Source organism: Micromonospora sp. NPDC005203 (assembly GCF_042872705.1).
In the GTDB taxonomy this organism is placed as follows: domain Bacteria; phylum Actinomycetota; class Actinomycetes; order Mycobacteriales; family Micromonosporaceae; genus Micromonospora.
This window is the reverse complement of sequence record NZ_JBIAKV010000013.1, coordinates 184,076-204,965: the sequence shown is the minus strand read 5'-3', so window position 1 is coordinate 204,965 and position 20,890 is coordinate 184,076. Positions and strand designations below refer to the sequence as shown.

24 protein-coding genes and 1 pseudogene are annotated in these 20,890 nt (G+C 72.8%); 8 read left to right on the top strand and 17 right to left on the bottom strand.

Annotated elements, in window-relative coordinates:
• Positions 1–287: 287 nt before the first annotated feature.
• Positions 288–1,082, bottom strand: coding sequence for a DedA family protein (locus ACFYPM_RS25750; RefSeq protein ID WP_387201821.1), 795 nt, complete (start codon positions 1,080–1,082; stop codon positions 288–290).
• A gap of 100 nt (positions 1,083–1,182) precedes the next feature.
• On the opposite strand from ACFYPM_RS25750, the gene ACFYPM_RS25745 reads away from it, so the two are divergent.
• The 3 genes from ACFYPM_RS25745 (at position 1,183) to ACFYPM_RS25735 (ending at position 2,923) form a co-directional block, all read left to right on the top strand.
• Positions 1,183–1,899, top strand: coding sequence for a carbon-nitrogen hydrolase family protein (locus ACFYPM_RS25745; RefSeq protein WP_387201838.1), 717 nt, complete (start codon positions 1,183–1,185; stop codon positions 1,897–1,899).
• 133 nt (positions 1,900–2,032) lie between these two features.
• Positions 2,033–2,377 carry a VOC family protein gene (locus tag ACFYPM_RS25740; RefSeq protein WP_387201818.1) on the top strand — a complete coding sequence of 115 codons (345 nt, stop codon included), beginning with the start codon at positions 2,033–2,035 and terminating at the stop codon, positions 2,375–2,377.
• Between the two features lie 45 nt (positions 2,378–2,422).
• The gene (locus ACFYPM_RS25735; protein WP_387201815.1) at positions 2,423–2,923 is read left to right on the top strand and encodes a DinB family protein; all 501 of its coding nucleotides are present in this window, start codon (positions 2,423–2,425) and stop codon (positions 2,921–2,923) included.
• Positions 2,924–2,932: 9 nt separating this feature from the next.
• Here the strand turns inward: ACFYPM_RS25735 and ACFYPM_RS25730 are convergent, their stop codons facing one another.
• The 8 genes from ACFYPM_RS25730 to ACFYPM_RS25695 all read right to left on the bottom strand — a co-directional run bounded on the left by ACFYPM_RS25730 (position 2,933) and on the right by ACFYPM_RS25695 (position 9,829).
• Positions 2,933–3,808, bottom strand: coding sequence for an alpha/beta fold hydrolase (locus tag ACFYPM_RS25730; RefSeq protein ID WP_387201813.1), 876 nt, complete (start codon positions 3,806–3,808; stop codon positions 2,933–2,935).
• Positions 3,809–3,913: 105 nt separating this feature from the next.
• On the bottom strand, positions 3,914–4,555 hold the full coding sequence (locus ACFYPM_RS25725; RefSeq protein ID WP_387201810.1) for a histidine phosphatase family protein: 642 nt from the start codon (positions 4,553–4,555) through the stop codon (positions 3,914–3,916).
• Positions 4,556–4,588: 33 nt separating this feature from the next.
• Positions 4,589–6,040: a serine/threonine-protein kinase gene (locus tag ACFYPM_RS25720; protein WP_387201807.1), complete on the bottom strand. Its 1,452-nt coding sequence runs from the start codon at positions 6,038–6,040 to the stop codon at positions 4,589–4,591.
• 98 nt (positions 6,041–6,138) lie between these two features.
• Positions 6,139–6,342 (bottom strand): hypothetical protein, encoded by a 204-nt coding sequence (locus ACFYPM_RS25715; RefSeq protein WP_357239492.1) that lies wholly within the window; start codon positions 6,340–6,342, stop codon positions 6,139–6,141.
• Between the two features lie 2 nt (positions 6,343–6,344).
• On the bottom strand, positions 6,345–7,388 hold the full coding sequence (locus ACFYPM_RS25710; RefSeq protein WP_387201804.1) for a LacI family DNA-binding transcriptional regulator: 1,044 nt from the start codon (positions 7,386–7,388) through the stop codon (positions 6,345–6,347).
• Between the two features lie 224 nt (positions 7,389–7,612).
• Positions 7,613–8,473 carry an SAM-dependent methyltransferase gene (locus ACFYPM_RS25705; protein WP_387201801.1) on the bottom strand — a complete coding sequence of 287 codons (861 nt, stop codon included), beginning with the start codon at positions 8,471–8,473 and terminating at the stop codon, positions 7,613–7,615.
• An 85-nt stretch (positions 8,474–8,558) separates the two neighbouring features.
• Positions 8,559–9,440 carry a helix-turn-helix domain-containing protein gene (locus tag ACFYPM_RS25700; RefSeq protein ID WP_387201835.1) on the bottom strand — a complete coding sequence of 294 codons (882 nt, stop codon included), beginning with the start codon at positions 9,438–9,440 and terminating at the stop codon, positions 8,559–8,561.
• 149 nt (positions 9,441–9,589) lie between these two features.
• The gene (locus ACFYPM_RS25695) at positions 9,590–9,829 is read right to left on the bottom strand and encodes a DUF397 domain-containing protein (protein ID WP_355031495.1); all 240 of its coding nucleotides are present in this window, start codon (positions 9,827–9,829) and stop codon (positions 9,590–9,592) included.
• Between the two features lie 267 nt (positions 9,830–10,096).
• Here ACFYPM_RS25695 and ACFYPM_RS25690 point away from each other — a divergent pair.
• Positions 10,097–10,729: pseudogene (locus ACFYPM_RS25690) on the top strand (GGDEF domain-containing protein); the annotation flags it as partial.
• A gap of 6 nt (positions 10,730–10,735) precedes the next feature.
• On the opposite strand, the gene ACFYPM_RS25685 reads toward ACFYPM_RS25690, so the two are convergent.
• Positions 10,736–11,779, bottom strand: a complete 1,044-nt coding sequence (locus tag ACFYPM_RS25685) for a phosphotransferase enzyme family protein (protein WP_387201798.1) — start codon at positions 11,777–11,779, stop codon at positions 10,736–10,738.
• A 124-nt stretch (positions 11,780–11,903) separates the two neighbouring features.
• On the opposite strand from ACFYPM_RS25685, the gene ACFYPM_RS25680 reads away from it, so the two are divergent.
• Complete coding sequence (locus ACFYPM_RS25680) at positions 11,904–12,548, top strand: flavodoxin family protein (RefSeq protein WP_387201795.1); 645 nt, start codon at positions 11,904–11,906, stop codon at positions 12,546–12,548.
• Positions 12,549–12,612: 64 nt separating this feature from the next.
• Here the strand turns inward: ACFYPM_RS25680 and ACFYPM_RS25675 are convergent, their stop codons facing one another.
• Complete coding sequence (locus ACFYPM_RS25675; RefSeq protein ID WP_357239517.1) at positions 12,613–13,104, bottom strand: type II toxin-antitoxin system PemK/MazF family toxin; 492 nt, start codon at positions 13,102–13,104, stop codon at positions 12,613–12,615.
• Between the two features lie 65 nt (positions 13,105–13,169).
• Here ACFYPM_RS25675 and ACFYPM_RS25670 point away from each other — a divergent pair, with 65 nt between their 5' ends.
• On the top strand, positions 13,170–13,685 hold the full coding sequence (locus ACFYPM_RS25670) for an NUDIX hydrolase (protein WP_387201791.1): 516 nt from the start codon (positions 13,170–13,172) through the stop codon (positions 13,683–13,685).
• 26 nt (positions 13,686–13,711) lie between these two features.
• Positions 13,712–14,941 (top strand): hypothetical protein, encoded by a 1,230-nt coding sequence (locus ACFYPM_RS25665; protein ID WP_387201788.1) that lies wholly within the window; start codon positions 13,712–13,714, stop codon positions 14,939–14,941.
• A gap of 9 nt (positions 14,942–14,950) precedes the next feature.
• Here ACFYPM_RS25665 and ACFYPM_RS25660 read toward each other — a convergent pair whose 3' ends face one another.
• Positions 14,951–15,715, bottom strand: coding sequence for an SDR family oxidoreductase (locus ACFYPM_RS25660; RefSeq protein ID WP_387201785.1), 765 nt, complete (start codon positions 15,713–15,715; stop codon positions 14,951–14,953).
• A gap of 69 nt (positions 15,716–15,784) precedes the next feature.
• Between ACFYPM_RS25660 and ACFYPM_RS25655 the strand changes: the two genes are divergently transcribed.
• Positions 15,785–16,396, top strand: coding sequence for a TetR/AcrR family transcriptional regulator (locus ACFYPM_RS25655; protein WP_387201782.1), 612 nt, complete (start codon positions 15,785–15,787; stop codon positions 16,394–16,396).
• A 116-nt stretch (positions 16,397–16,512) separates the two neighbouring features.
• Here ACFYPM_RS25655 and ACFYPM_RS25650 read toward each other — a convergent pair whose 3' ends face one another.
• From ACFYPM_RS25650 to ACFYPM_RS25630, 5 genes are read right to left on the bottom strand one after another with little or no spacing between them, the layout of a single operon-like run.
• Entirely contained in the window at positions 16,513–17,103 is a 591-nt protein-coding gene (locus ACFYPM_RS25650; protein ID WP_387201779.1) for a DUF2267 domain-containing protein, read from the bottom strand.
• A 43-nt stretch (positions 17,104–17,146) separates the two neighbouring features.
• A complete protein-coding gene (locus ACFYPM_RS25645; protein WP_387201776.1) occupies positions 17,147–17,545 on the bottom strand; it encodes an NUDIX domain-containing protein in 399 nt (132 codons plus the stop codon).
• A gap of 55 nt (positions 17,546–17,600) precedes the next feature.
• Positions 17,601–18,956 carry a hypothetical protein gene (locus tag ACFYPM_RS25640; protein ID WP_387201774.1) on the bottom strand — a complete coding sequence of 452 codons (1,356 nt, stop codon included), beginning with the start codon at positions 18,954–18,956 and terminating at the stop codon, positions 17,601–17,603.
• Positions 18,953–19,774, bottom strand: coding sequence for a TIM barrel protein (locus ACFYPM_RS25635; protein ID WP_387201771.1), 822 nt, complete (start codon positions 19,772–19,774; stop codon positions 18,953–18,955). Before ACFYPM_RS25635 ends, ACFYPM_RS25640 begins: the two co-directional genes overlap by 4 nt.
• 1 nt (position 19,775) lies before the next feature.
• The gene (locus ACFYPM_RS25630) at positions 19,776–20,813 is read right to left on the bottom strand and encodes a zinc-binding dehydrogenase (protein ID WP_387201768.1); all 1,038 of its coding nucleotides are present in this window, start codon (positions 20,811–20,813) and stop codon (positions 19,776–19,778) included.
• Between the last annotated feature and the right edge of the window lie 77 nt (positions 20,814–20,890).

Here is a 20,890-nt window from a genome sequence, read left to right as displayed (position 1 = left end):
TTCCCACCCCGGCGGGCGGGGCGGCGGACCGGTGGTCCTGCGATCGTCAGGGTATGTAACGACCCCGGCCCCGCCATGATTCCGGCCCACGGGTGTTGCCGGTCACAGCCAGATACCACCCAGAAGCGGACATTCAACCCGAGCATGCCCGGCACACCTGGACCGAACGCCCACCCAGCGATGATCGGCCACGGATCGGCGAAACTGCGGGTAAGGGACATAAAGCCCAACGTTGAGCATCGGGTAGTCCAGAGGGCGCGAGACAGCGCCGCTCTCGGCGGGTTGGGTCAGCGCGCGTCCGAGGTCCACGAACCGCTTCGGTAGAGAGTGCCGCGCCCACCCGGATCAGGCACTCCGAGGACCGCCTCCGCGTTTTCGGGGGCACCGGGACCGGCCGGTTCGGGGTTGCGGGCGGCACGGCGGGCGCGCAGCACGCGGGACCCGACGAACCAGGCGGCCGCCGCCACGCAGACCACGATCACCACTTTCTGGAGTGTGCTCGCGTACCCCTCGACGAGGTGCCAGTTGTCGCCGAGCAGATAGCCGGCGAGGACGAATGTGGTGTTCCAGATCAGGCTGCCCAGCGTGGTGAAGAGCAGGAACGTGCCCACCGGCATGCGCTCCACCCCGGCCGGGATGGAGATCAGGCTCCGGAAGATCGGGATCATCCGGCCGAAGAAGACCGCCTTCACACCGTGCCGGAGGAACCACGCCTCGGTCCGGTCCACGTCGCTGAGCTTCACCAGCGGCAGCCGGGCCACGATGGCGCGCATCCGGTCGCGGCCCAGCGATGCGCCGACCAGGTAGAGCGCCAGCGCGCCCACCGCCGAGCCCAGCGTGGTCCAGAAGATCGCACCGACCAGACTCATCCGGCCCTGCGCCGCGACGAACCCGGCCAGCGGCAGGATCACCTCGCTGGGGATCGGCGGAAACAGGTTCTCCAGCGCCACGGCCAGACCGGCGCCCGGCCCACCGAGTCGTTCCACCAGGTCACTGACGTAACCGACGAGGCCGCCCTGCGGTGGTTCCGCTGCGGCGGTGGGGGTTCCGGTGGCGAGCAGGGCGTGGGACGTTCGAATCATGCGCCCACCGTACGAAGTAAAGCTGAGAGCCGACCATGCGGTTGACCACCCGGCCGCGCGAACCGACCGCACCGATGGAGGTGGGGAAAACCGCACCCCGCTGCGGCTCGCGGTCGCGCAGCCGCTGTGCGTGCCCCTGGATGTCGCGCAGAACGCGCGGACGCACGCCGCCGCGGTCCGCGCGGCGGGTGCCCGGGTGGTGGTCTTTCCCGAGTTGTCCCTGACGGGGTACGAGTTGGCGGCGCCGGTCGTGCCGGTCGACGACCCGCGGTTGGTGCCGCTGGTCGAGGCGTGCGCCGAGACGGGCACGTTGGCCCTGGCCGGCGCCCCGGTCGCCGGTGACCACATCGCGGTGCTGGCGGTGACCGGCGCTGGAGTGACGGTGGCGTACCGAAAGTTGTGGCTGGGGGACGCGGAGGCCCGCCGGTTCCGGCCGGGCGACGCACCGGTCGTGCTCGATGTGGGCGGCTGGCGGGTGGGGTTGGCGGTCTGCAGGGACACCGGCGTCGCCGCGCACGCGGAGCGGACCGCGGCGCTCGGGATCGACGTCTACGCGGCGGGTGTCGTGGAGTTCGCGCGTGACGCCGCCGTGATCGATCAGCGGGCGCACCGGATCGCCACCACTCACCGGGTCTGGGTGGCGGTGGCGAGTTTCGCCGGCTCGACCGGCGGTGGCTTCATCGAGGCGGCCGGACGGTCCGGGGTGTGGACGCCGGAGGGCGAGGTCGTCGCGCGCGCGGGCACCGAGCCGGGAAAGTCGGTCGGCGTCACCCTCGTCGGTCCCATGGGAGACGCTGCCAGCTGCCGCGCCGACTGAAGCGACGACGCGTGGCGGGTGTCATCCGCCTCGGGCGGGATCGGCTGATGAGCACCGTCCCCTCCCGCCTGTCCGTGGTCACGCTGGGAGCACGCGACATCGGCGCGCTGCGGTCCTTCTACCGGTCCCTGGGGTGGCCCGAGCTGCCGGCCAGCGACGACGGCTGGTCGGCCTTCCTGCTCGGTGGCGTCCTGTTCGCGCTCTTCCCGCTGCCGGAGCTGGCCGCCGAGGCGGCGCCGGGCGTGCCCGATCCGGCGGGGGGGGTTGGTCCGGCGTCACGGTGGCCTGCAACGTCGACAGTCGCGGGGAGGTCGACGCGGCTTTCGCCGCGGCGCTCGCTGCGGGCGCGACGGTGGTGGCGGAGCCGACCGACCGGCCCTGGGGTGGGCGCTCCGGTTACATCGCCGACCGGAGGGCAACCGCTGGGAGATCGCCTGGGCGGGCACGGCCCGCTTCGACGAGCGTGGTGCGCTCATGAGTGGCTGTGTTTGCGCCCCGACCCTGACCTTGGAATGCTCCGCGGGTGACTTCCTTTCCCGGGACCTTCGCCGACGACGTCATCGACCAGCCGGCGCAGGCGCAGATCGAGACGTTCATCGACGAGCATCGCCGAGCGCTCAACGGCTGTCTGGACGGGCTGACCGAGGAGCAGGCGCGCCGCTCGTTGGTGCCGTCCCGGACCACGCTGCTGGGTCTGGTGAAGCACGCCACCGTCGTGGAGAAGGTCTGGTTCGACGAGGCCGTCACGTGCCGGTCCCGCGCCGAGATCGGCATCCCCGCCACACCGGACGAGTCGTTCATCCTCGACGACGACGACACGATCGCGTCGATCCAGCGAGCACACCGCGACGCATGCGTTGCCGCCCGCCGCGCGACGTCCTCGCTGGGCCTGGACGACATCCTGCGCGGCAACCGGCGCGGCCCGCTGCCGCTGCGCTGGGTGTACCTGCACGTGCTGCGCGAGCTGGCGCAGCACTGCGGGCACGCCGAGATCCTGCGCGAGCAACTCCTGGCCGAGGAGTAGTCCGGGCGCTCAGCCGGCGTCCAACACCTTCCGCAACCGTGCCGCGAACTCCTCGGGCTTGCCCGCGTAGCCGAACTCGCCCCCGAGGAAGCCACCGTGGTGACTCGGGAACACCACGGCCTCCTGGCCGAGCAGGGCCGCCAGGGCGAGGGCCGTCCGCGCGGTGTACGTGCCCGCCGACTCCTCGCCGACGGCGACCACGATCCGGGTCGGCGCCGAGGTGAGGCGGCTCGCGTCGGGACGATAGTCGCTGATCGCCCAGGAAAGGTCCGACAGCAGCGGGTCGTCGCGGCTGCCGTCGTCCTCGGTGGACAGCCCGAACATCGCCGGGTCGGGCGCCGACTGGGCGAAGTAGGCGTCGGTGAACTCGCCCTGCCACGACGTCATCGCGATGAACGCGGCCATGCCCGCGCCGGCACCCTTCGTCTGGTACGCCTGGTAGAAGTCGGCCCGCGCGCGCTCGGCAGCCCCGGCATCGGGGAGCACCGCGTTGATCGGCGGCTCGTGCGCCACCACCGTGCCGACGTCGCCCGGGTAGGCCGCGACGAGTTCGAGGGCCGTCACCGCACCGCCGCTGCTGGCGAACAGGTCGACCGGACCGGCGCCGAGCGCCTCGATCAGGTGGTGCAGGTCGGCCGCCTGCTGCTGCGGCGTGTGGTCGGTGCGGCCGTCCGTGCGGACGCTCCGGCCGAGGCCGCGCGGGTCGTAGGTGACCACGGTGCGGTCGGTGAAGAGCGGGGCGAGCGCATTGAAGCCCTCCGCCGCCATCGGTTGACCGATCATGAGCAGCACGGGGTGCCCGCCGGACGGAGGCAGCGGGCCGCGGACGTCGTAGACCAGGTCGACGCCGGGCACGGCGAGGGTGTGCGTCTGCGTTGTCGTCATGTCGGTGAGACTACGGCCGGCGCAAACCGATGGGTGAGTACGCCGTGCCGGCGGGTCCTGGGGGCATCCTGGACACCGACCTCGACCCGGCACGGCGGTACTGGATCACGCTTTGGCCCACCCGCCGGTGTCACCGAAGCGGCGCAGCGTCCACCGGGCCGGCGGCCAACCGCCGGGGTCGTGATCGGTGGTCCATTCGGTGATCGAGGCCGGGGCGACGTCCAGGTCGAACGCCCGGAAGATCGGCTGCGCGGCGAGCGCGTGGAAAGCGCCCTCGACGGTCTCGCTGTGGCCGACCAGCACCACGGTGCCGCCCCGGTGTCGATGCGCGATCTCCATGATCGCGCGGCTGACCCGGACCACCAGCTCGGCCCAGCTCTCGTTGCCCTCCTCGAACGGCCGGAACACACCCCCACCGGCCACCGCGTGTTCGGTGCGGAAGCGGGCGGTCGGCAGACCGTCGGCGTACGGGGGTGTGTGCCAGGTGCACAGACCGCAGTCGGCCACCGGTCGGACGCCGAGCGCCGCGCCGATGGGTTGCGCGGTCTCGACGGCTCGGCGCAGGACGGACGAGTAGACCGCCACCGGCCCGTCGGCAGCAACGTCACGGGTGAGCCGGTTGGCGAGGTCGTGTGCCTGCTCGTGGCCGAGGGCGGTGAGGCCCCGGCAACCACGTGGCCCGCCCACGATTCCCTCGACCTGGTGAAGCGACTCGCCGTGCCGCACGAAGATCAGACGTGTCCGCATCGGCACATCATGCCAGCGGGTCCGACAGCGGTATCAGTCGTCCGTACGGCCCATCGAGAAGCTGCTGGCCCGGCTCAGCAGAGCGTCCAGCTGGGCGCCCGTCTGCGCTGGCAGCCGGTCGCGTTCCACCAGCTCGGAGAGGTGTTCGCGCAGTTCGGCGACCCGCTTGGCCCGGTCCCTGGTGCGCTGGTTCAGGTCGGCGAGGTCGTCGCGCAGATCCTCGGCGGTCCTGGGGTCGACGTCGCCGCGGGCGACCGCCCCGGCGAGGACGGCGGCGAACTCGCCTGTCACCTCCCGGAAGCTGACCGGCACCTGCCCGGTGGTCGGGGGCGCGGTGCTGGCGCTGGGTCGGGGCGAGGGGGTTGCTGCCGGCGACGGCGAGTGCGTCGTGGGTGCGGGCTTCGGAGCGGAGGCCGACGGCGGGGCGGCCGCCTGGGGCGAGGTGGGCGCGCTCGGTGTGTCCCACGGACCCTCGGCGAGCAGGGCACCGACGCCGACCAACACGGCGAGGCCGGCGGCGACCAGCACGGCGAGGGGCCGACGCGACCGGCGGCGGGGCGGTGCGGCGGCGACCGGGGCGGGGCGGGGTGCCGAGCGGTCGATCAGGGTGGGAGGGTGCGCCACCGGCCGGACGCGCAGCAGCTCGGTGGGCGGCTCGACCGGCTGGCCGGCGCCGAAGCGGCGCGCCAGGTGCGCGGCACTCGGCCGGTCGGCGGGGTTGGCGGCCAGGCAGGCGAGGGTCAGCTCGGCGATGTCGGCGGGCAGGCCGGGCACCCGCAGCGGCGGCACCGGAGTGCCGCGTCGGTGCACCTCAAGGGCGTCCTCCCAGCTCTGCACGGGCAGCGGCGCCTGGCCGGTGAGGGTGCGGTAGAGCAGCGCGCCGAGGGCGTACACGTCGCTGGCCGGATCGGGCGGCCCGGCGGTCAGCCGCTCCGGGGCGAAGTAGGCGGGGGTGCCCATCAGCGGCTCGCCGGACTGGCCGTCGAGCCCGCCGAGCGCGGCGATACCGAAGTCGAGCACCTTGGCCCCGGTGTCCGTGAGCATCACGTTGCCCGGCTTCACGTCGCGGTGCACGACGCCGATGCGGTGCGCGGCGGCGAGCGCGGCGGCGATCTGCCCGGCCACCCGGACCGCCTCCGGCCAGGGCAGCGGCCCGCCGCGCAGGCGGTCGGCCAGGTTGTGACCGTCGACGAGTTCCATCACCAGGTACGGGACCACGACGCCGCCGGCCAGGGTCGCCTCGGCGTAGTCGTACACCTGGGTCACGTGTGGGTGGGTCAGCCGGGCGGCCGCGCGGGCCTCGCGTTGGATGGTGGCCCGCAGTTGCGGGTCGGCGGCGAGTTGCCCGGCGAGGACCTTGATCGCGACCGGTCGGCCGAGTACGTCGTCGTCGGCCCGCCACACCTCGGACATGCCACCGAGCCCGATCCGCTCGTGCAGCACGTAGCGGTCGTGGAGACGGAGGGTGGGCGTGAAAGGTGACATGGCCTCACCAGTCTGCCTGGCCGAGCCGCACTCGACCACCCTCCGTGCCCGGACCCACGCTGTTCGTCCCGTGCGTACCGGAATGAGTTTCGGTCGGGTCAGGAGCAGCGCGGCGCGGCGGGCAGCGGTCGCGGCTGGATGCGGTCGGCGAGCCGGCGCAGGGCGACGGCGACGACGTGCCTGGTCGGGGCGAGCACGGCCGGACGGACGCGTTCGACCTGGACCGGGGCGTCCGGTCGGGCCGAGTTGACGTGCCGGTTCATGGCGTCGAGTGCGGTGACGTATCCGGTGGGAAGTTCCATGGTCAACTCCTCGGGACAGGTCCGGTGGAGGCCCGGACGACGAGTGCGGTGGGCAACAACACATGGCCGGCCGCGGCGTCCGCGGGCGGGTCGAGCAGGAGTTCGGCGGCGATCCGGCCCTTCTCCTCGGCCGGCTGCCGGACCGTGGTGAGGCCAGCCGCGGCGGCCTCGGGGACATCGTCGAAGCCGGTCACCGAGACGGCCGGGCGGGTGCCGCCCGGCCGCTGCTTGAGGGCGTCCAGCACACCGAGGGCAAGTACGTCCGAGCCGGCCAGCACGGCGGTCGGCGGCGTCGGTGAGTCGAACAGGCCGGCGACGGCGGCGGCTGCCGCCTGGCGGCTGTTGCCCGGGGCGTTGACCAGGGTCAACTCGGCCCACTCGACGCCGACCTCGGCGAACGCGTCGGCGAATCCGGCGAGCCGGCCCCGGGTGGTGGGGTGCCCCACCTCGTGCACGCCGGACAGGCGCAGCGGGCCAGCGGGGGCGTCGGGGACGACGGAATCGGCGAGCAGCGCCACCCGGCGATGGCCGAGGCCGGCCACGTGTGCGGCGACGCCATGCGCCGCGACGCGCTCGTCGATGCCGACGAACCGCTCGTCCGGGCCGGCGTCGTCGCGGGCGGCGGTGCTGACGTACGGCAGCCCGCGGGCGCGGATCACGTCCAACGCCCATTCCTCGTCGGCCACGCAGTAGACGCAGAACCCGTCGACCGCGGCGTTCTCCACCGCCCGCCGGGCGTCGGTCACGGCCGGCGGCAGCGGCACCAGCAGCATGCTGGTGCCGTGCCGCTCGGCGGCCACGCCGACCCCGGCGAGGAAGCGGACCGCGAACGGGTCGGTGAAGGCGTACGACAGGTGCGAGGTGAACAGCACGCCGATCGACCCGACGAAGCCGCGGCGCAGGGACCGTGCGGTGGGGTTGGGGCCGGGGTAGCCGAGTTGTCGGGCGGCGTCCAGGATCCGCTCGCGCAGGGTGGCGGAGAGCTGGTCGGGGCGGCTGTAGGCGTTGGACACGGTGCTGCGCGAGACGCCCACGGCGTCGGCCACGGCTTGCAGGGTTGGCTTCACCGGCACCTCTCTGTATCGATCCAGTCTGTATCGATACAGAGACTAGCTCGACCAGTCGGCGTCGGTCAATACGCGGATGCGACTCGGAGGTTGGCGATGCCTCTCAGGGCTGCCGCAAACCCCCGGCGGCCAGCCGCTGATGCGCTGCCGCCACGTCGCTCAGCGGCGGCCGTCCGGCCAGCCGCAGGGTTGAGCCAGCCGAGTCAGGGCAGGCGGGCTACCGCGCCCAACACGCTCACCTCGACGGGCGAGGGACGGGGCGGCGGTTCGCTCTCCGCCCGCCACTCGGCGACCGAGGTGATGCCCGGCTCGACCATGTCGAGACCGGCGAAGAAGCGGGCGAACTCGTCACTGCCGCGTAGGTTGATCAGCCCGTGCGGGCCGCCTTCTCGGGCCCTCGCCCGGAAGTCCGTGGCGACCGCCGGCGGCAGGTAGTCGTGGGTGCCGTGCGAGGCGGCCAGGTAGCTGCCGGCCGGCAGCGCGTCGAGCAACTGCCGCACCAACGCGTACGGCTCGTCCTCGTCGGGAAGGAAGTGCAGGACCGCGACCAGCATGAGCGCGACCGGCTGGGACAGGTCGATGGTGCGGCTCAACTCCGGGTGCGCGAGGATCCGCTGCGGGTCGCGCAGGTCGGCGTCGATGTAGGCGGTGGCGCCCGCCGTCGAACTGCTCAACAGCGCGCGGGCGTGGGCCAGTACGATCGGGTCGTTGTCCACGTAGACCACCCGGGTTTCCGGCGCGATGGCCTGGGCGACCTCGTGGGTGTTGTTGGCGGTCGGGATGCCGGTGCCGATGTCGAGGAACTGCCGGATGCCCGCGTCACGGGCCAGGTATCCCACCGCCCGCTGCAGGAAGCGGCGGTTTTCCAGGGCGGCGGTGCGGACGGTCGGAAAGGCGGCGGTTATCGCGTCGCCGGACTCCCGGTCGGCCTGGAAGTTGTCCTTGCCGCCCAGCCAGTAGTTGTAGCGGCGGGCCGGGTGCGGCACCGAGGTGTCGATCCGGTCACTCGGTGAGCCGGCCGTCGTGCCCGCAGCCTCAGTCGTGCCCGCAGCATCTGTGGTCAAGGTAGCCCCCGCATGATCTGTCCACTGTCGCCGTTCGTCGACCATGGTAGTGCCAGGGCGGGTGGACCGGGGCCCCGCTCGACGATCAGGCGGGATAGAGGTCGTCCAGCAGCTGGCCGAGAATCTCCGCCGTACGCTCGGGTGGCTCGGCCTCGACACAGAGCCGTTCCATGGCCACCGCGTAGTAGTCCAGGTCGTCGCGTTTGTCGAGGTAGATCGCGCTGGTGAGTTGTTCGATGTAGACGATGTCGGGCAGCTCCTGGTCACCGAAACGCAGGATGGTGTAAGCGCCCCCGGCGGCGGCGTGACCTCCGGCGGCGAACGGGATGACCTGAAGCCGGATGTTAGGTGACTTGGTCGCCTCGATGAGGGCGGTGAGCTGGGCGCGCATGACCTCGGGGCCACCGATCGGCCGGCGCAGCGCCGCCTCGTCCACCACGGCCCAGAACTGTGGCGGGCTCTCCCGGTGCAGCAACTGCTGACGCTGCATCCGCAGGGCGACGCGTCGGTCGATCTCGCCCGGCCCGGCAGTGCCGTGTCCGAGCAGCACGACCGCCCTGGCATAGTCCCGGGTCTGCAGGAGCCCGGGCACGAACTGCACCTCGTAGCTGCGGATCAGTGCGGCCGCGGCCTCCAGGCCGAGGTACGACTGGAACCAGGTCGGCAACACGTCGCCGTAGCGGTGCCACCAGCCGGGGCTGTTGGCGTCGCGCGCGAGCTTGAGCAGGGCGTCACGCTCGTGTTCCTCCGTGACGCCGTAGAGGGTCAGCAGGTCGGAGACGTCGCGCTCCTTGAAACCGACCCGGCCCAGCTCCATTCGGCTGATCTTGGATTCGGAGGAGCGGATCTCCCAGCCGGCGCCCTCCCGGGTCACCCCGCTGGACTCCCGCAGGCGGCGCAACTGGGCGCCGAGCAGCATCCGGAGCACCGTCGGCCCGGTCGTCGGGCCACCCTCGGCAGGAACCATCGTCACGTGCGGACCTCCGGACACCGACCCGTGATGGCCGGACACCCCAGCCCGGCCGACGAGTAAGCATGCCATGGACCGACAGTGAGGTGAACTCATCCGGACCGGTGTTTCGGTCCCGTCGCCGGGACGCTCCCACTGACGAAAGGTCAGTTGATGAGGTGGTCGAAGTCGCCGTCGCGCGCGCCGAGCACGAAGGCGGTGATCTCGTCCACCGTGTAGATCAGTGCCGGCCCCTCGGGATGCCGTGAGTTGCGGACCGCGATGCCCGCCCCTTCGGGCAGTTCGGCAAGTTCGACACAGTTGCCGCTGGGGTTGCTGCGGCGGCTCTTCTGCCAGCTCAACGGAGGCAACTGGTGAATCGGTACGCCATTGGGTGGCTGCTGCATGGAGGCGTCTTTCTGCTCACGAGCCCGCCGGTGGCCGTGGGGGGAGCGGTGACGGCGAGAGGGGTGTCATATCGACGATGGACGGTCATGCACGTGCATCTGCTATTGCATCTGCACCGGACGGCGAGCATGATAACGCACGTGAACGGTGGCCATCCGTTCACTTTGAGTTACCCCCACAGGGGCAACCATCAGGCAAAACGTGGCCCCGACGCGGCACGCCGCGTCGAGGAGAGGCTGGAGGCGGTCGAGGCGATGGGAGGGATCGTGCCCGATCCGATGAGTGTGGCGTCCGGCATCTGTGCCGCTGGTGCGCTGCTCTCCTCCTGGCAACTACGCCGACGGGCGTTGCGCGCCGAGGCCGAGATCGGGCACCTCCACGCCGAACTGGCCGCCGAACGGCACGCCGCGAGTCACGACCCCCTCACCGGGCTGCCCAATCGCCGCGCCTTCTACCGCCTCGCGGCCACCCTGCTCACCGACGCGGCCGGCGAGCCGTTGATCGCCGTGGTCCTCGACCTGAACGACTTCAAACAGATCAACGACCAGTACGGGCACGCCGCCGGCGACCAGGTGCTGATCAGCGTGGCGGAGCGGCTCGCCGGCTTCGCCGGGGACAACCTCGTCGCCCGCCTCGGCGGCGACGAGTTCGCCGGGCTGCTCTCCACCCCCACCGTCGACCGGCGCTGGATCGAGCACGCCACCCGCCGCCTCAGTGAGACAGTCGCCGCGCCGATCCGGCTGAGCGGATGCAGCGTCCGGGTCACCGCGTCCGTCGGGCTCGCCCCGGTCACCGGTCCGGCCCAGCTCACCGATGCGCTCAGCCGTGCCGACGCGCTCATGTACCAGGCGAAGAGCCTCGGCGGCGCCCGGTCGCCCCGGCAACTGGTGGAAAGCGCCGCGTGGTCAGGCGTCGGTCCAACGCGGCGCACGGCTCGGTGGCGCGAGGTCACGCATCGCCGCGTCGGCGAGGGTGACCAGACCGACCGGTGACACCAGCCCCCGCACGATCGCCGCGGCTCGATCCCGCTCGGCCGGGTCGGCGCCCGGGTCCAACGTCTGGCGGGTCCAGTCACTGAGGTCGTCGAGCGCGCGGACCGCGAGGAACCACGCCAGGCGAGCCGGGTCGATGTCCGCCGGACCGTAGCCGGCGAGCACGGCCCTCTGCTGCCCGGGGGTGACCGGCGCGAAGGCGAGCACCCCACCCCGGACGAACATCAGGTCACACTCGGGCGGCGCGAGCACGGCGTCGTCCCAGTCGATCAGCCACACCTGCCCGTCCGCGCCGAGCAACAGGTTGCCCAGGTGCGGGTCGCCGTGACAGACGACCGGCGCGGGGCGATCGCGCAGGTCGGCGGCCATGCGCTCCACCCCGCCGGTCAGTGTGCGCACCCGGTCGGCCACCGTGGACCACACCGCCGCAAGCTCGGCGAGCACCGGACCGGCGGGGTCGGACCGGTCCGGGTCGCGCAGCCGCTCGGCCATCGCGCGGGTCGCGGCGACGATCGAGGGGTACGCCGCGCCGCCCGGCGGCAGTAGCCGGCTCAGTTCCTCGGTCACCGGCACCGCGTGCACGGCCGCCAGCACCTCGCCGTACGCGTACCAGTGCGCCTCGGTCATCGCCCCGTCGAGCGCCCGCTGGTCGGAGACCCACGGCACCACCGAGAGGCGGTGGCCGCCGTCATCGACGGACAACTGTCCGTCGTGGGTCCGCAGCGGCGCGGCGATGCCCGGCACGCCCTGTCGGGCCAGGTACGCCGTCACGGCCAGACCGGCCGCGGTGCCGCCGCCGCTGAGTTTGACCGCGTACCGAGCGCCCGCGACGGTGGACGCCAGCCACAGTCGGGCGTGCTCGTCCGCGCCGTGGGTCACCGGCTCCATCGTGGACAGTTGCAGGCCGAAGGCGGTCCGGACCTGCTCGGCCACCTGCCGCAGGACGTCCCCGGTCATCCGGACAGCATGCCAGCCCTCCCGGTGTGCCGGCCCCATATTCAGCGCAGCGTGGAGAGGAGTGTCGGGCCACTGTCCGGGTATGGGACAGCCACATCCTCGCCGACCGCCCGGAGGAACCGACGTGGCGACCATTCGCGCCCTCGTGCTCAACTGCACCCTCAAGCCCTCACCGGCGCCGTCGAGCTCCGAGCAACTCGGTCGGGAGGTGCTCGCCGAGTTGGCCGCACAGGGCGTCGAGGGCGAGTTGGTCCGGGTCGTCGATCACGGCGTGCGCTTCGGGGTGTCCACGGATGAGGGCAGCGGCGACGGCTGGCCGGCGATCCGCGCCAAGCTGCTGGCGGCCCAGGTGCTCATCATCGCCACGCCGATCTGGCTCGGTCAGCCGGCCAGCGTCTGCAAGATGGTCCTCGAACGCCTGGACGCCGAGCTGTCCGAGACCGACGCCGAGGGTCGGCTCCTGACCTACGGCAAGGTGGCCGGTGTCGCCGTCGTCGGCAACGAGGACGGCGCGCACCACACCATCGGTGAGGTGCAGCAGGCACTCAACGAGGTCGGGTTCACCGTCCCCGCCGCCGCCGCGACCTACTGGGTCGGCGAGGCGCTGCACACGGTGGACTACCGCGACGTCGGCCCCAAGCCCGACACGACCGGCCGCACCACGAAGGCCCTGGCACTCAACAGCGCGCACCTGGCACGGCTGCTCGCCGACCAGCCGTACCCGCCGCCGGACGCGCGGGGCGCGGCGGTCGGCCCGAGCCGCGAGTAGGCACGACCACCAGGTGAGTCACTCCCGGGGTCGCCTCGACGGGGGCAGCCCGCCGGGCGCGCGGTCAGCGCCAGCCGTAGCCGGCGCGCAGCGCCTGCCCGACCCGGTCGAACCGGGGCCGATCCAGCACGGCACCCTCGCGGCGGATGCTGTCCTCGCGCATGGTGAGCACCCGGTCCAGGCGGACCCAGCTCGGCCGGTTGTCCCGGTCCCACTCACCCGGCCCGAGCGCGAACCAGTGCCGCTGCCCGTCCCGCTCGCTCTGACTGGACAGCATCAGCCCGAACAGCGTCCGGCTGTGCCGTCCGACGACGAGCACCGGCCGGTCCTTGCCCTGCCGGGGGTCGTCCTCGTACGGCACCCACGTCCAGACGATCTCGCCCGGGTCGGCCTGACCGTCCCGTTCCGGGGCGTAGGTCAGCTCCCGTCGTTGCAGGGCGCTCACCTGACGGCGGCGGGCCACCTGCGCGGGTGCCGGCCCGGTACGTCGGGGCGACGGGAGCACCGCGCCCACCCGGGAGATACGAGCCGCGACATTCCTCAACAGACCAGCCACGGCGGGCAGCCTACCCGCCGTCGCGCCAGCCACCGGCGTGGGAGTTGCTGCGGCAGACTGGGCCGATGAACGCGATACCCGACGACCTGCCGATCCTCGAACGGCGTGCGGTACGGGTGGTGGTCGTCGACCACGCCGACCGGGTGTTGCTGTTCCACACCCACGACCCGGACCATCCCCGGCTGGGCACCTGGTGGGAGCTGCCGGGCGGCGGCATGGACCCCGGAGAGGCCTACCGCGACACGGCGGTGCGCGAGCTGCGCGAGGAGACCGGCATCGTGGTCGCCGCGGACCAGGTGGGCGCGCCGACCTGGCGTCGGCGGGCAAGCTTCCTGCACCGTCAGGTGCGGCACGTCCAGGACGAGGTGGTCGTCACGGTACGACTCGCGGGCCCCGGCCCGGACGTGGACGAGGCGCACCGCCTCGACTACGAGCGGGAGGACTACTTCGACTTCCGCTGGTGGCCGCTGCCGGAGGTGGTGGCCAGCCCGGACCGGTTCTACCCCGGGCAACTCCCCCGGCTGATCACGCCCTTCCTGGCCGGCGAGGAGATCGACGAGCCGTTCGAGTTGTGGTCGTGAGCCGCGCCGCCGGGCAGAGTGGGGGCATGACAACCGATCTGCACGGGCCACTGGCTGCGTACGCCGCGCGGTTGCACGCCACGATCGGCGACCGGCACCACGTCGCCTCCCCGCTCGGCGCCTGGCTGCTGCTCGCGGTCTGCGCCACCGCGGCCGACTCGGACCCGGCCGCCGAGGACCTGGCCCGTGCTCTGGGCACCGACCTGGCCAGCGCGGCGGAGGTCGCCCGAACGCTCCTGGACGCGCCGCATCCGCTTGTCGCCTGCGCCACCGCGCTCTGGCACCGGGCGGGCCAGGGCGGCGGCGGGTCGGCCGGTTGGCGGGCAACGCTGCCCGCGACGACCGAGGTCGGTGCGCTGCCCGACCAGGCCGGGTTGGACGCCTGGGCGCGCGCACACACCGACGGCCTGATCGACACGTTCCCTCTGAAGGTCGGCCCGGACGTGGTCTTCGCCCTGGCCAGCGCGCTGGCCACCCGCATCTCCTGGGCGACCCCGTTCGACGCCGCCGACGCCCGCGCGCTCGGCGCCGGCAGCGCCTGGACGCGCCGGCTACGCCAGGTGTTGCGCAGCCCGAGCCAGGGCCACCGGTGCGCCATCGTGTCCGGCACGCCTGTCGGCGACGCGATCGTGCACGCCGCGTCCGCCCAGAGTAGCGACGGCGCGGGGCTTGTCGTCCTCTCGGTGGCCGCCGCACCGCAGGTGTCGCCCGCCGAGGTGCTGGCCGTCGCGTACGACCTCAGCGCCGGCGCGGCCGACGGCACGCCGCCCGCCGGCAGCCGATCGCTGTTCGACCTGCCGCTCGGCGAGACACCGCTGTGGACGCTGAGCGAGGAGCGGGTCCGGACCCGGGCCCGCGACGGTCGCGAGGAACGGCACACCGCGGTGCTCCCCTGCTGGTCGGCGCGCGGCGAGCACGACCTGAGCGCTCCGGAGCTGGGCTTTCCGGCGGCGACGGTGGCGCTGGCGGGAGCGCTTGCCCAACCGGTGCGGGGCTTCGAGGCACGACAGACGGCGCTGGCCCGCTACGGTCGGTACGGGTTCGAGGCGGCCGCGGTGACCGGGATGTTCGGGCTGGTCAGCCTGCCGCCGGAAGGCGTGGCCCGCACTGCGGAGTTACGCTTCGGCCACCCGTACGCCGTGGTGGCCGTGGCCAGCGACGCCCGGCCGGACGGGACCGCCGGGCCGTGGCACGGGGTGCCGGTGTTCTCCGCCTGGATCACCGACCCGGAGGAGCTGTCCGACTCCGCGACGTGAGCCCCGCGATCAGACGCGCGGTCCGAGGAACAGGCCGCCACTCGCGTCGATGACCTGACCGGTGATCCAGCGCGCCCGGTCGGCGGCGAGGAACGCGACCACCTCGGCGACGTCGTCGGGCTCGCCCAGGCGGTCGAGCGCGGTCGTCCCACGGATGAGGTCGGTCAGGCCCGGCGTGTCGAAGACGGACCCGTTGGTCGCCGTCCGGGTGGCGCCGGGAGCGACCGCGTTCACCGTGATGCCCCGGACACCGACCTGGTTGGCCAGGGTCATGCTCATCGTCTCGACAGCCCCCTTCGTCATGGCGAAGGAGGTCTGCGCGGGGTTGGCCATCCGGGTCGCCACTGACGAGATCGTGATGATGCGGCCGCCGTCGCGCAGCAGGGACAGCGCCCGCTGGGTGATGAAGTACGGCGCTCGCACGTTCACCGCGAAGAGGTGGTCGAACTCCGCCCGCGAGGTGACACCGAGCGGACCGGCCGGCGCGGTCGCCGCGTTGTTGACGAGGATGTCGAGTGGTCGCCCGGCCAGACCGGCCTCGACCCCCGCGAAGAGCGTCTCGACGTCGTCGTCCACCCCCAACTCCGCGCGGACGGCCAGCGCGGTGCCGCCGGCACGTCCGATCTCGTCGACCGTCGCCGTCGCACCGTCCTGGTCGGTGCCGAAGTGCACGAACACCATCGCGCCCCGCGCCGCCAGCAGCGCCGCGATCGCCTGGCCGATGCCGCGCGACGCGCCGGTCACGAGAGCCGTCCGGCCGGTCAGCTCACCCATGTCGCCCACCTCAGATCTGGTAGTCGCCACCAATTTGGTAGTAACTATCACCAAGGTAGTGTCTAACACGTGCCAGACCAACGTTCAAGACTGCGAGACCAACGACGAGCTGACACGCAGCGCGCGATCCAGGCGCAGGCGGTACGGCTGTTCAGCGAGCGCGGCTACGACGCCACGACCGTGCACGACGTCGCCGAGGCCGCGGGGGTCTCCCCGATGACCGTCTACCGGCACTTCCCCACCAAGGAGGACCTCGTCCTCCTTGATGATCGCGGCCAACTCGTCGCCGAGCGGATCGCCGCGGCACCGGCCGCCCAGCCTCTGGTCCGGCGCATCGGCGGCGCCCTCATCGAATCGGCCGCGGCGTTGACCGGTGAGAGCCACCGGGAGTTCCTGCTGGCCCGCCTCCGCCTCATGATCTCCACTCCGGCCCTGCGGGCGAAACACCTGGACAACCAGTACGCCCTACAGCAGGCCATCGTCGCCGCCGTCGGGGACGATGCCGCCGACCCCGACACGGCGTTCCGGGTCCAGGCGGCGGCGAGCGCCTGTCTCGCCGCCCTGCACACGGCGGTGGTGCGCTGGGCCGAGGACGACGGACGAACCGATTTGCCCGCGCTGATCTCGACGGCACTCACCGCCGCCTTCGGCGACGACATCGGCGACTCGGCCCAGCCGTGATCGACTCGGGTTACAGGAAGCTGGGGTGTGCCGGTCGCCGCGATACCCCGACTTCCAGGAACGCGAGTGGATCTCGCCGGACCGGACCGGCCGGGCGGCAGTCCCGTTCAGGGCCGCTAGAGGTCGGACGCGAATCCGCCTTCACCGTCGCGTGGCAGTCGCGCCACCAGTTGCCGGAACTCCCGTACGGTCATCGCCGACCGCAACGTGCCGAAGACCGCGCCGGTTCCCGCTCGGGCGGTAGCCGGATCGACCCCGGCGCGCTCTCCCACCCGGCGCAGGAACTCCGCCGGACCGGCGTCCGGCGGTGGAACCTCGGCGGCCCCACCGACATCCAGCCCCACCCCGGTGTCCAGCCCGTCCACGCCGACATCCGGTCCGCCGAGCCCGGCCGGGTCCAGCGCGGGGCCGACCGCCCCGGCCCGGTCCAGGGCTGGGCCGGCCAGATCCGGGGCTGGGCCGGCCAGATCCGGGGCTGGGCCGGCCAGATCCGGGGCTGGGCCGGCCAGATCCGGGGCTGGGCCGGCCAGGTAGCCGTCGACCTCGTTCGGCAGGTGCCCGACGAGGTCGTCGGTCGCGCCGCCGGTCACCCGCTCGGCCAACGTCTGGAGGACGGCGCGGGCGAGGGCGGCGGCCTGCTCGGGCGGCAGGCCGGACCGGCGGGACACCGCGTCGGTGAAGTACGGGAACCCGTCGGGGTCGGTCACGTCCGGGCGGTTACCCCCGGCCGGCCGGGACAAACGGCGCCGGTCAGCGGAGGAGGCCCTCCGCCAGCAGGTGGTCGAAGATGAGGTGGTCGACCGGCGAGGTGCGGTGCCGGTCGACGTAGCCGAGCCAGGCCATCTCGGCGATCTCGCTGGCCGGCGTCAGCTGTCCCTGGTAACCGGCCCGGTAGCAGGTCATCCGCACGGTGACACCACCCGCGTGCCCGTGCGCCTGAGCGGTGAAGGTGCCCAGGTGCACGGCGTGGCGCACGTCCACCTCGACGCTCAACTCCTCGTCGATCTCCCGGCGCAGGGTCTCCAGGTCGGTCTCTCCCGGCTCACGCTTGCCGCCCGGCAGGTACCAGACGTCCTTGCCCGCCGACCGGGTGCTCAGCACCCGCCCGTCCTCGATGAGGATCCAGGCCACCTTGTCGATCTCGCGCACGCCACCCCTTCCGGTGGAAGAGCGGGCACGCTACCAGCAGGTGGCCGCCGTGCGATCACTCGGCCAGCAGGTCGAGCAGCAGCGCGGCGGTCCAGCTGAACGCCGGCGAGCCCAGCCCGGCGCCGGTGTCCGGGTGGAAGTACTCGTGGCAGCCCGCCCCGCCGACCAGGTCGATCATCGAGCGACGCAGCCCGGCGGCCAGCTCCGGGTGCCCGTGCGCGAGCAGCCCGCGCCGGACCAGCCAGCCGATGTTCAGCCAACTCGGCCCGCGCCAGTAGCGCAGGGGCTCGAAGTCGCGCGCGGTGCGGTCGTAGGTGGGCAACGGCCGGTCCATGCGCTGGGCGACCCCGAAGCGCGCCGACCGGGCCTCGACGACCAACGCGTCGGCCTGCCGCGCGGGCAGGTCCGGCAGGATCAGCGGCGTCAACCCGAGCACGGTACGGGCGCTTACCAACCGGTCGGTGCGCAGGTCACGGGGCTGGAACGTCCCGGTGCCGGGGTTGTGGAGCCGTCGTAGCAGCGCCTCGGTGATCTGGGCCGCGCGGGACCGGTGCGGTCCCGGGTCGGCGCCGACGAGCAGGGCGATCTCGGCGAGGGCATGCTCGGCGGACCCGAACGCCGCGTTGAACAGCGGACACTCCACCAGGAACGGGTGGTCGTCGGCCAGCCGGCGGTCGGAGTACCCGTGGTCCCGGTAGGCCGCGACGATCGCCAGGTAGCGCGCGTAGTCCAGGTCCGTGGGGCGGTGCGCGGCGTCGGCGTGCGCGGTGTCGTGCCGACGGTACGCGCGCATGACTGCCGCCTCCGCCGTGACCGCGGCCATCGGCTCGTCCCAGGCCGGGCTGTTGTCCAACCCGGACTCCCACGGGTGCACGATGCAGACCAGTCCGTCACCGGCCACGTCCCGCCGCGTCGCCAGGTAACGCTGCTGGGCGACAAGCGCGGGATAGAGCCGGCGCAGCGCGGCCAGGCCGGTGGGGTCGGGTGCCCGCTGGTACGCCAGCCACGCCGCGAGCGCGTGCACCGGTGGCTGGACCAGACCGGAGGTGTCCACGGTGGGCGTGCCGGCGACACTCGCCGAGCGCCACAGCTCCGGGCCGGGGAAGTACGTGCCGACCCGCATCGCCGGGTTGAACACGATGTGCGGCACCCTCCCGTCGACCCACTGCGCCCGGAAGAGGCTCGTCAGCTCCCGCCAGGCGCGCTCGGGGCGCACCTGGGCCAGCCCGATCGCGATGAACGCGGAGTCCCAGCTCCACTGGTGCGGGTAGAGGGTGCGCGAGGGGACGGTGTGATCCCGTTCCCAGTTGGCGTCGAGGGTGTCGACGGCGAGTTGGCGCAGCCCGGCGGCGTCGGCCGGCCCACCGGTGCGGGCGGGGTCGGCGTCGGCGGTCACACCTCCGGCGGTCACGCGGCGGCCTCGCGGGGCAGCGCGTGTCGCAGGACCGTCGCGGCCTGCTGCAGTGCCCGGACCGGGTCGCCGCGCAGCCGACACTCCAGCGCCAGCCAGCCCCGGTAGTCCAGCTCCAGCAGGGTACGCACAAGTGCCGGCCAGTCCAGGTGCCCGGCACCGGGCTGGAACCTGTTCGAGTCACTGACCTGCACGTGCCCGAGGTACGGCGCGGCGCCACGCAGCGCGCGGTGCATGTCGTCCTCCTCGATGTTCATGTGGAAGGTGTCGGCGACCACCCGGACCGACGGCATCCCGAGCGCGGCGCAGAGCGCGATCGCCTCGTCGAGACGGTTGACCATGTGGTCCTCGTACCGGTTGAGGGGTTCGAGGAAGAGGGTGACCCCCTCGGCCCTGGCGTGCTCGCCCAGCTCGCCGAGGGCTTCGAGGAGGACCTGCCGGTCGCCGGCCGGGGGACGCGGCGGCTCGAACGGTGGCAGCCGTCGGGAGAACATCCCCCAGGCCGCCGGGGTCGTCACCCCGACGCCGCCCAGCTCGGCGATCACCGAGAGCTGCGAGCGCAGGTTACGGACCGCGTCGGCGGAACGGGCCGGGTCGAAGTCGCCGATGAAGTGATCCATCTCGACGCAGACGGTGGGCAGCACGGCTCCGTCGGCACGGGCCCGGCGCAGCTCCGGCAGCCGGCGGGCGAACGCGAGGTCACCGCGCCCGCGTAGCTCGATGCCCTGGTAACCGAGGGCGGTCGCGAGCGCGAATTTCTGGGTCAGGTCGGTGCCCGGCAGGAGTTGTTCCTGACAGGCCAGTGCGATGGTGGTCATTTCAGAACCTCAGCACCACTTGGAGGACGTCACCGGCGCCGCGGTCGAGCAGCGCGAGGGCGTCGGCGACGGCGCTGGCGTCGACGATGTGGCTGACCAGCGGCATCGGGTCGAGGCTGCGCTCAGCCACCAGATCCATGAAGGTCTGCGCCACCCGGTCCCCGGTCCACCGGCCGGCCATGCTCGGCGCGGGAGTGGGCCCGGAGACCTGGGCGGCCACCAACTGGATGCGGTTGTGGTGGAACTCCTCGCCGAGGCCGAGCGCGTCGGCCTGGCCCTGGTAGAAGCCGGCGGCCACCACCCGGCCGGCGTGCGCGGTGGACCGGATCGCCTCGTGCAACGCCGGGTACGCGCCGGACAACTCCAGGCAGACGTCCGCGCCCCGACCGTCGGTGGCCAGACGCAGCACTGCCGCCGCGGATTCGGTGCGGGCGTCCACCGTGGATCGCGCTCCGTAGTCGGTGGCGTGTGTCAGCCGGCTGGGCACCGGGTCGACGGCCACCACCCGGGCACCGGAGAGCACGGCGAGTCGGGTGGCGAGCAGCCCGATGACACCCTGCCCGAAGACGCCGACCCAGTCGCCGAGGTGCAGGTCACCGGCGAGTACGGCGGTCAGCGCGATGGCGCCGGGCCGGGCGAAGACGGCGGCGAGCGGGTCCAGCCCGGTGGGGAGTGGACGGACCGCGCTGGCGGCGAGCACCGCCTCGGCGCGGTGACCCCAGATGCCCCACACGAGTTGCCCCGGGCGCCGGTCGGTGACCTCCGGGGCGACCTCGACGATCTCGCCGACCTCTTCGTAGCCAAAGCCGATCAGCGGGTAGGGAACCGGGGTCTGCCGGGGGACGAACATCCGGGCGGTGTCGTCCCAGTCCTTGCTGAGCCGGGGATTGCTGCCCCGGTAGAGGGTCAGCTCGGTGCCGGCGGAGATGCCCGAGTAGCAGGTGCGGACCCGGACCTGACCGGGGCCGAGCGGATCTGGTGGGCAGGGCTCGAGGCTGATCCGTCGAGGCCCGGCGAGTGAGACGACCCAGTTGCCCATGTGTCACATCCCGGTTGCACTGGGCTCCAGGATAGCAAAAAATCGCCATATGTCTTGTCATTAATCTATCGATCGTG

Bases quoted from the DNA above. Each gene is read 5' to 3' on its own strand.
- ACFYPM_RS25750 (WP_387201821.1), bottom strand. From the start codon at position 1,082: ATGATTCGAACGTCCCACGCCCTGCTCGCCACCGGAACCCCCACCGCC.
- ACFYPM_RS25730 (WP_387201813.1), bottom strand. From the start codon at position 3,808: ATGACGACAACGCAGACGCACACCCTCGCCGTGCCCGGCGTCGACCTG.
- ACFYPM_RS25725 (WP_387201810.1), bottom strand. From the start codon at position 4,555: ATGCGGACACGTCTGATCTTCGTGCGGCACGGCGAGTCGCTTCACCAG.
- ACFYPM_RS25720 (WP_387201807.1), bottom strand. From the start codon at position 6,040: ATGTCACCTTTCACGCCCACCCTCCGTCTCCACGACCGCTACGTGCTG.
- ACFYPM_RS25715 (WP_357239492.1), bottom strand. From the start codon at position 6,342: ATGGAACTTCCCACCGGATACGTCACCGCACTCGACGCCATGAACCGG.
- ACFYPM_RS25700 (WP_387201835.1), bottom strand. From the start codon at position 9,440: ATGGTTCCTGCCGAGGGTGGCCCGACGACCGGGCCGACGGTGCTCCGG.
- ACFYPM_RS25695 (WP_355031495.1), bottom strand. From the start codon at position 9,829: ATGCAGCAGCCACCCAATGGCGTACCGATTCACCAGTTGCCTCCGTTG.
- ACFYPM_RS25685 (WP_387201798.1), bottom strand. From the start codon at position 11,779: ATGACCGGGGACGTCCTGCGGCAGGTGGCCGAGCAGGTCCGGACCGCC.
- ACFYPM_RS25670 (WP_387201791.1), top strand. From the start codon at position 13,170: ATGAACGCGATACCCGACGACCTGCCGATCCTCGAACGGCGTGCGGTA.
- ACFYPM_RS25665 (WP_387201788.1), top strand. From the start codon at position 13,712: ATGACAACCGATCTGCACGGGCCACTGGCTGCGTACGCCGCGCGGTTG.
- ACFYPM_RS25660 (WP_387201785.1), bottom strand. From the start codon at position 15,715: ATGGGTGAGCTGACCGGCCGGACGGCTCTCGTGACCGGCGCGTCGCGC.
- ACFYPM_RS25635 (WP_387201771.1), bottom strand. From the start codon at position 19,774: ATGACCACCATCGCACTGGCCTGTCAGGAACAACTCCTGCCGGGCACC.
- ACFYPM_RS25630 (WP_387201768.1), bottom strand. From the start codon at position 20,813: ATGGGCAACTGGGTCGTCTCACTCGCCGGGCCTCGACGGATCAGCCTC.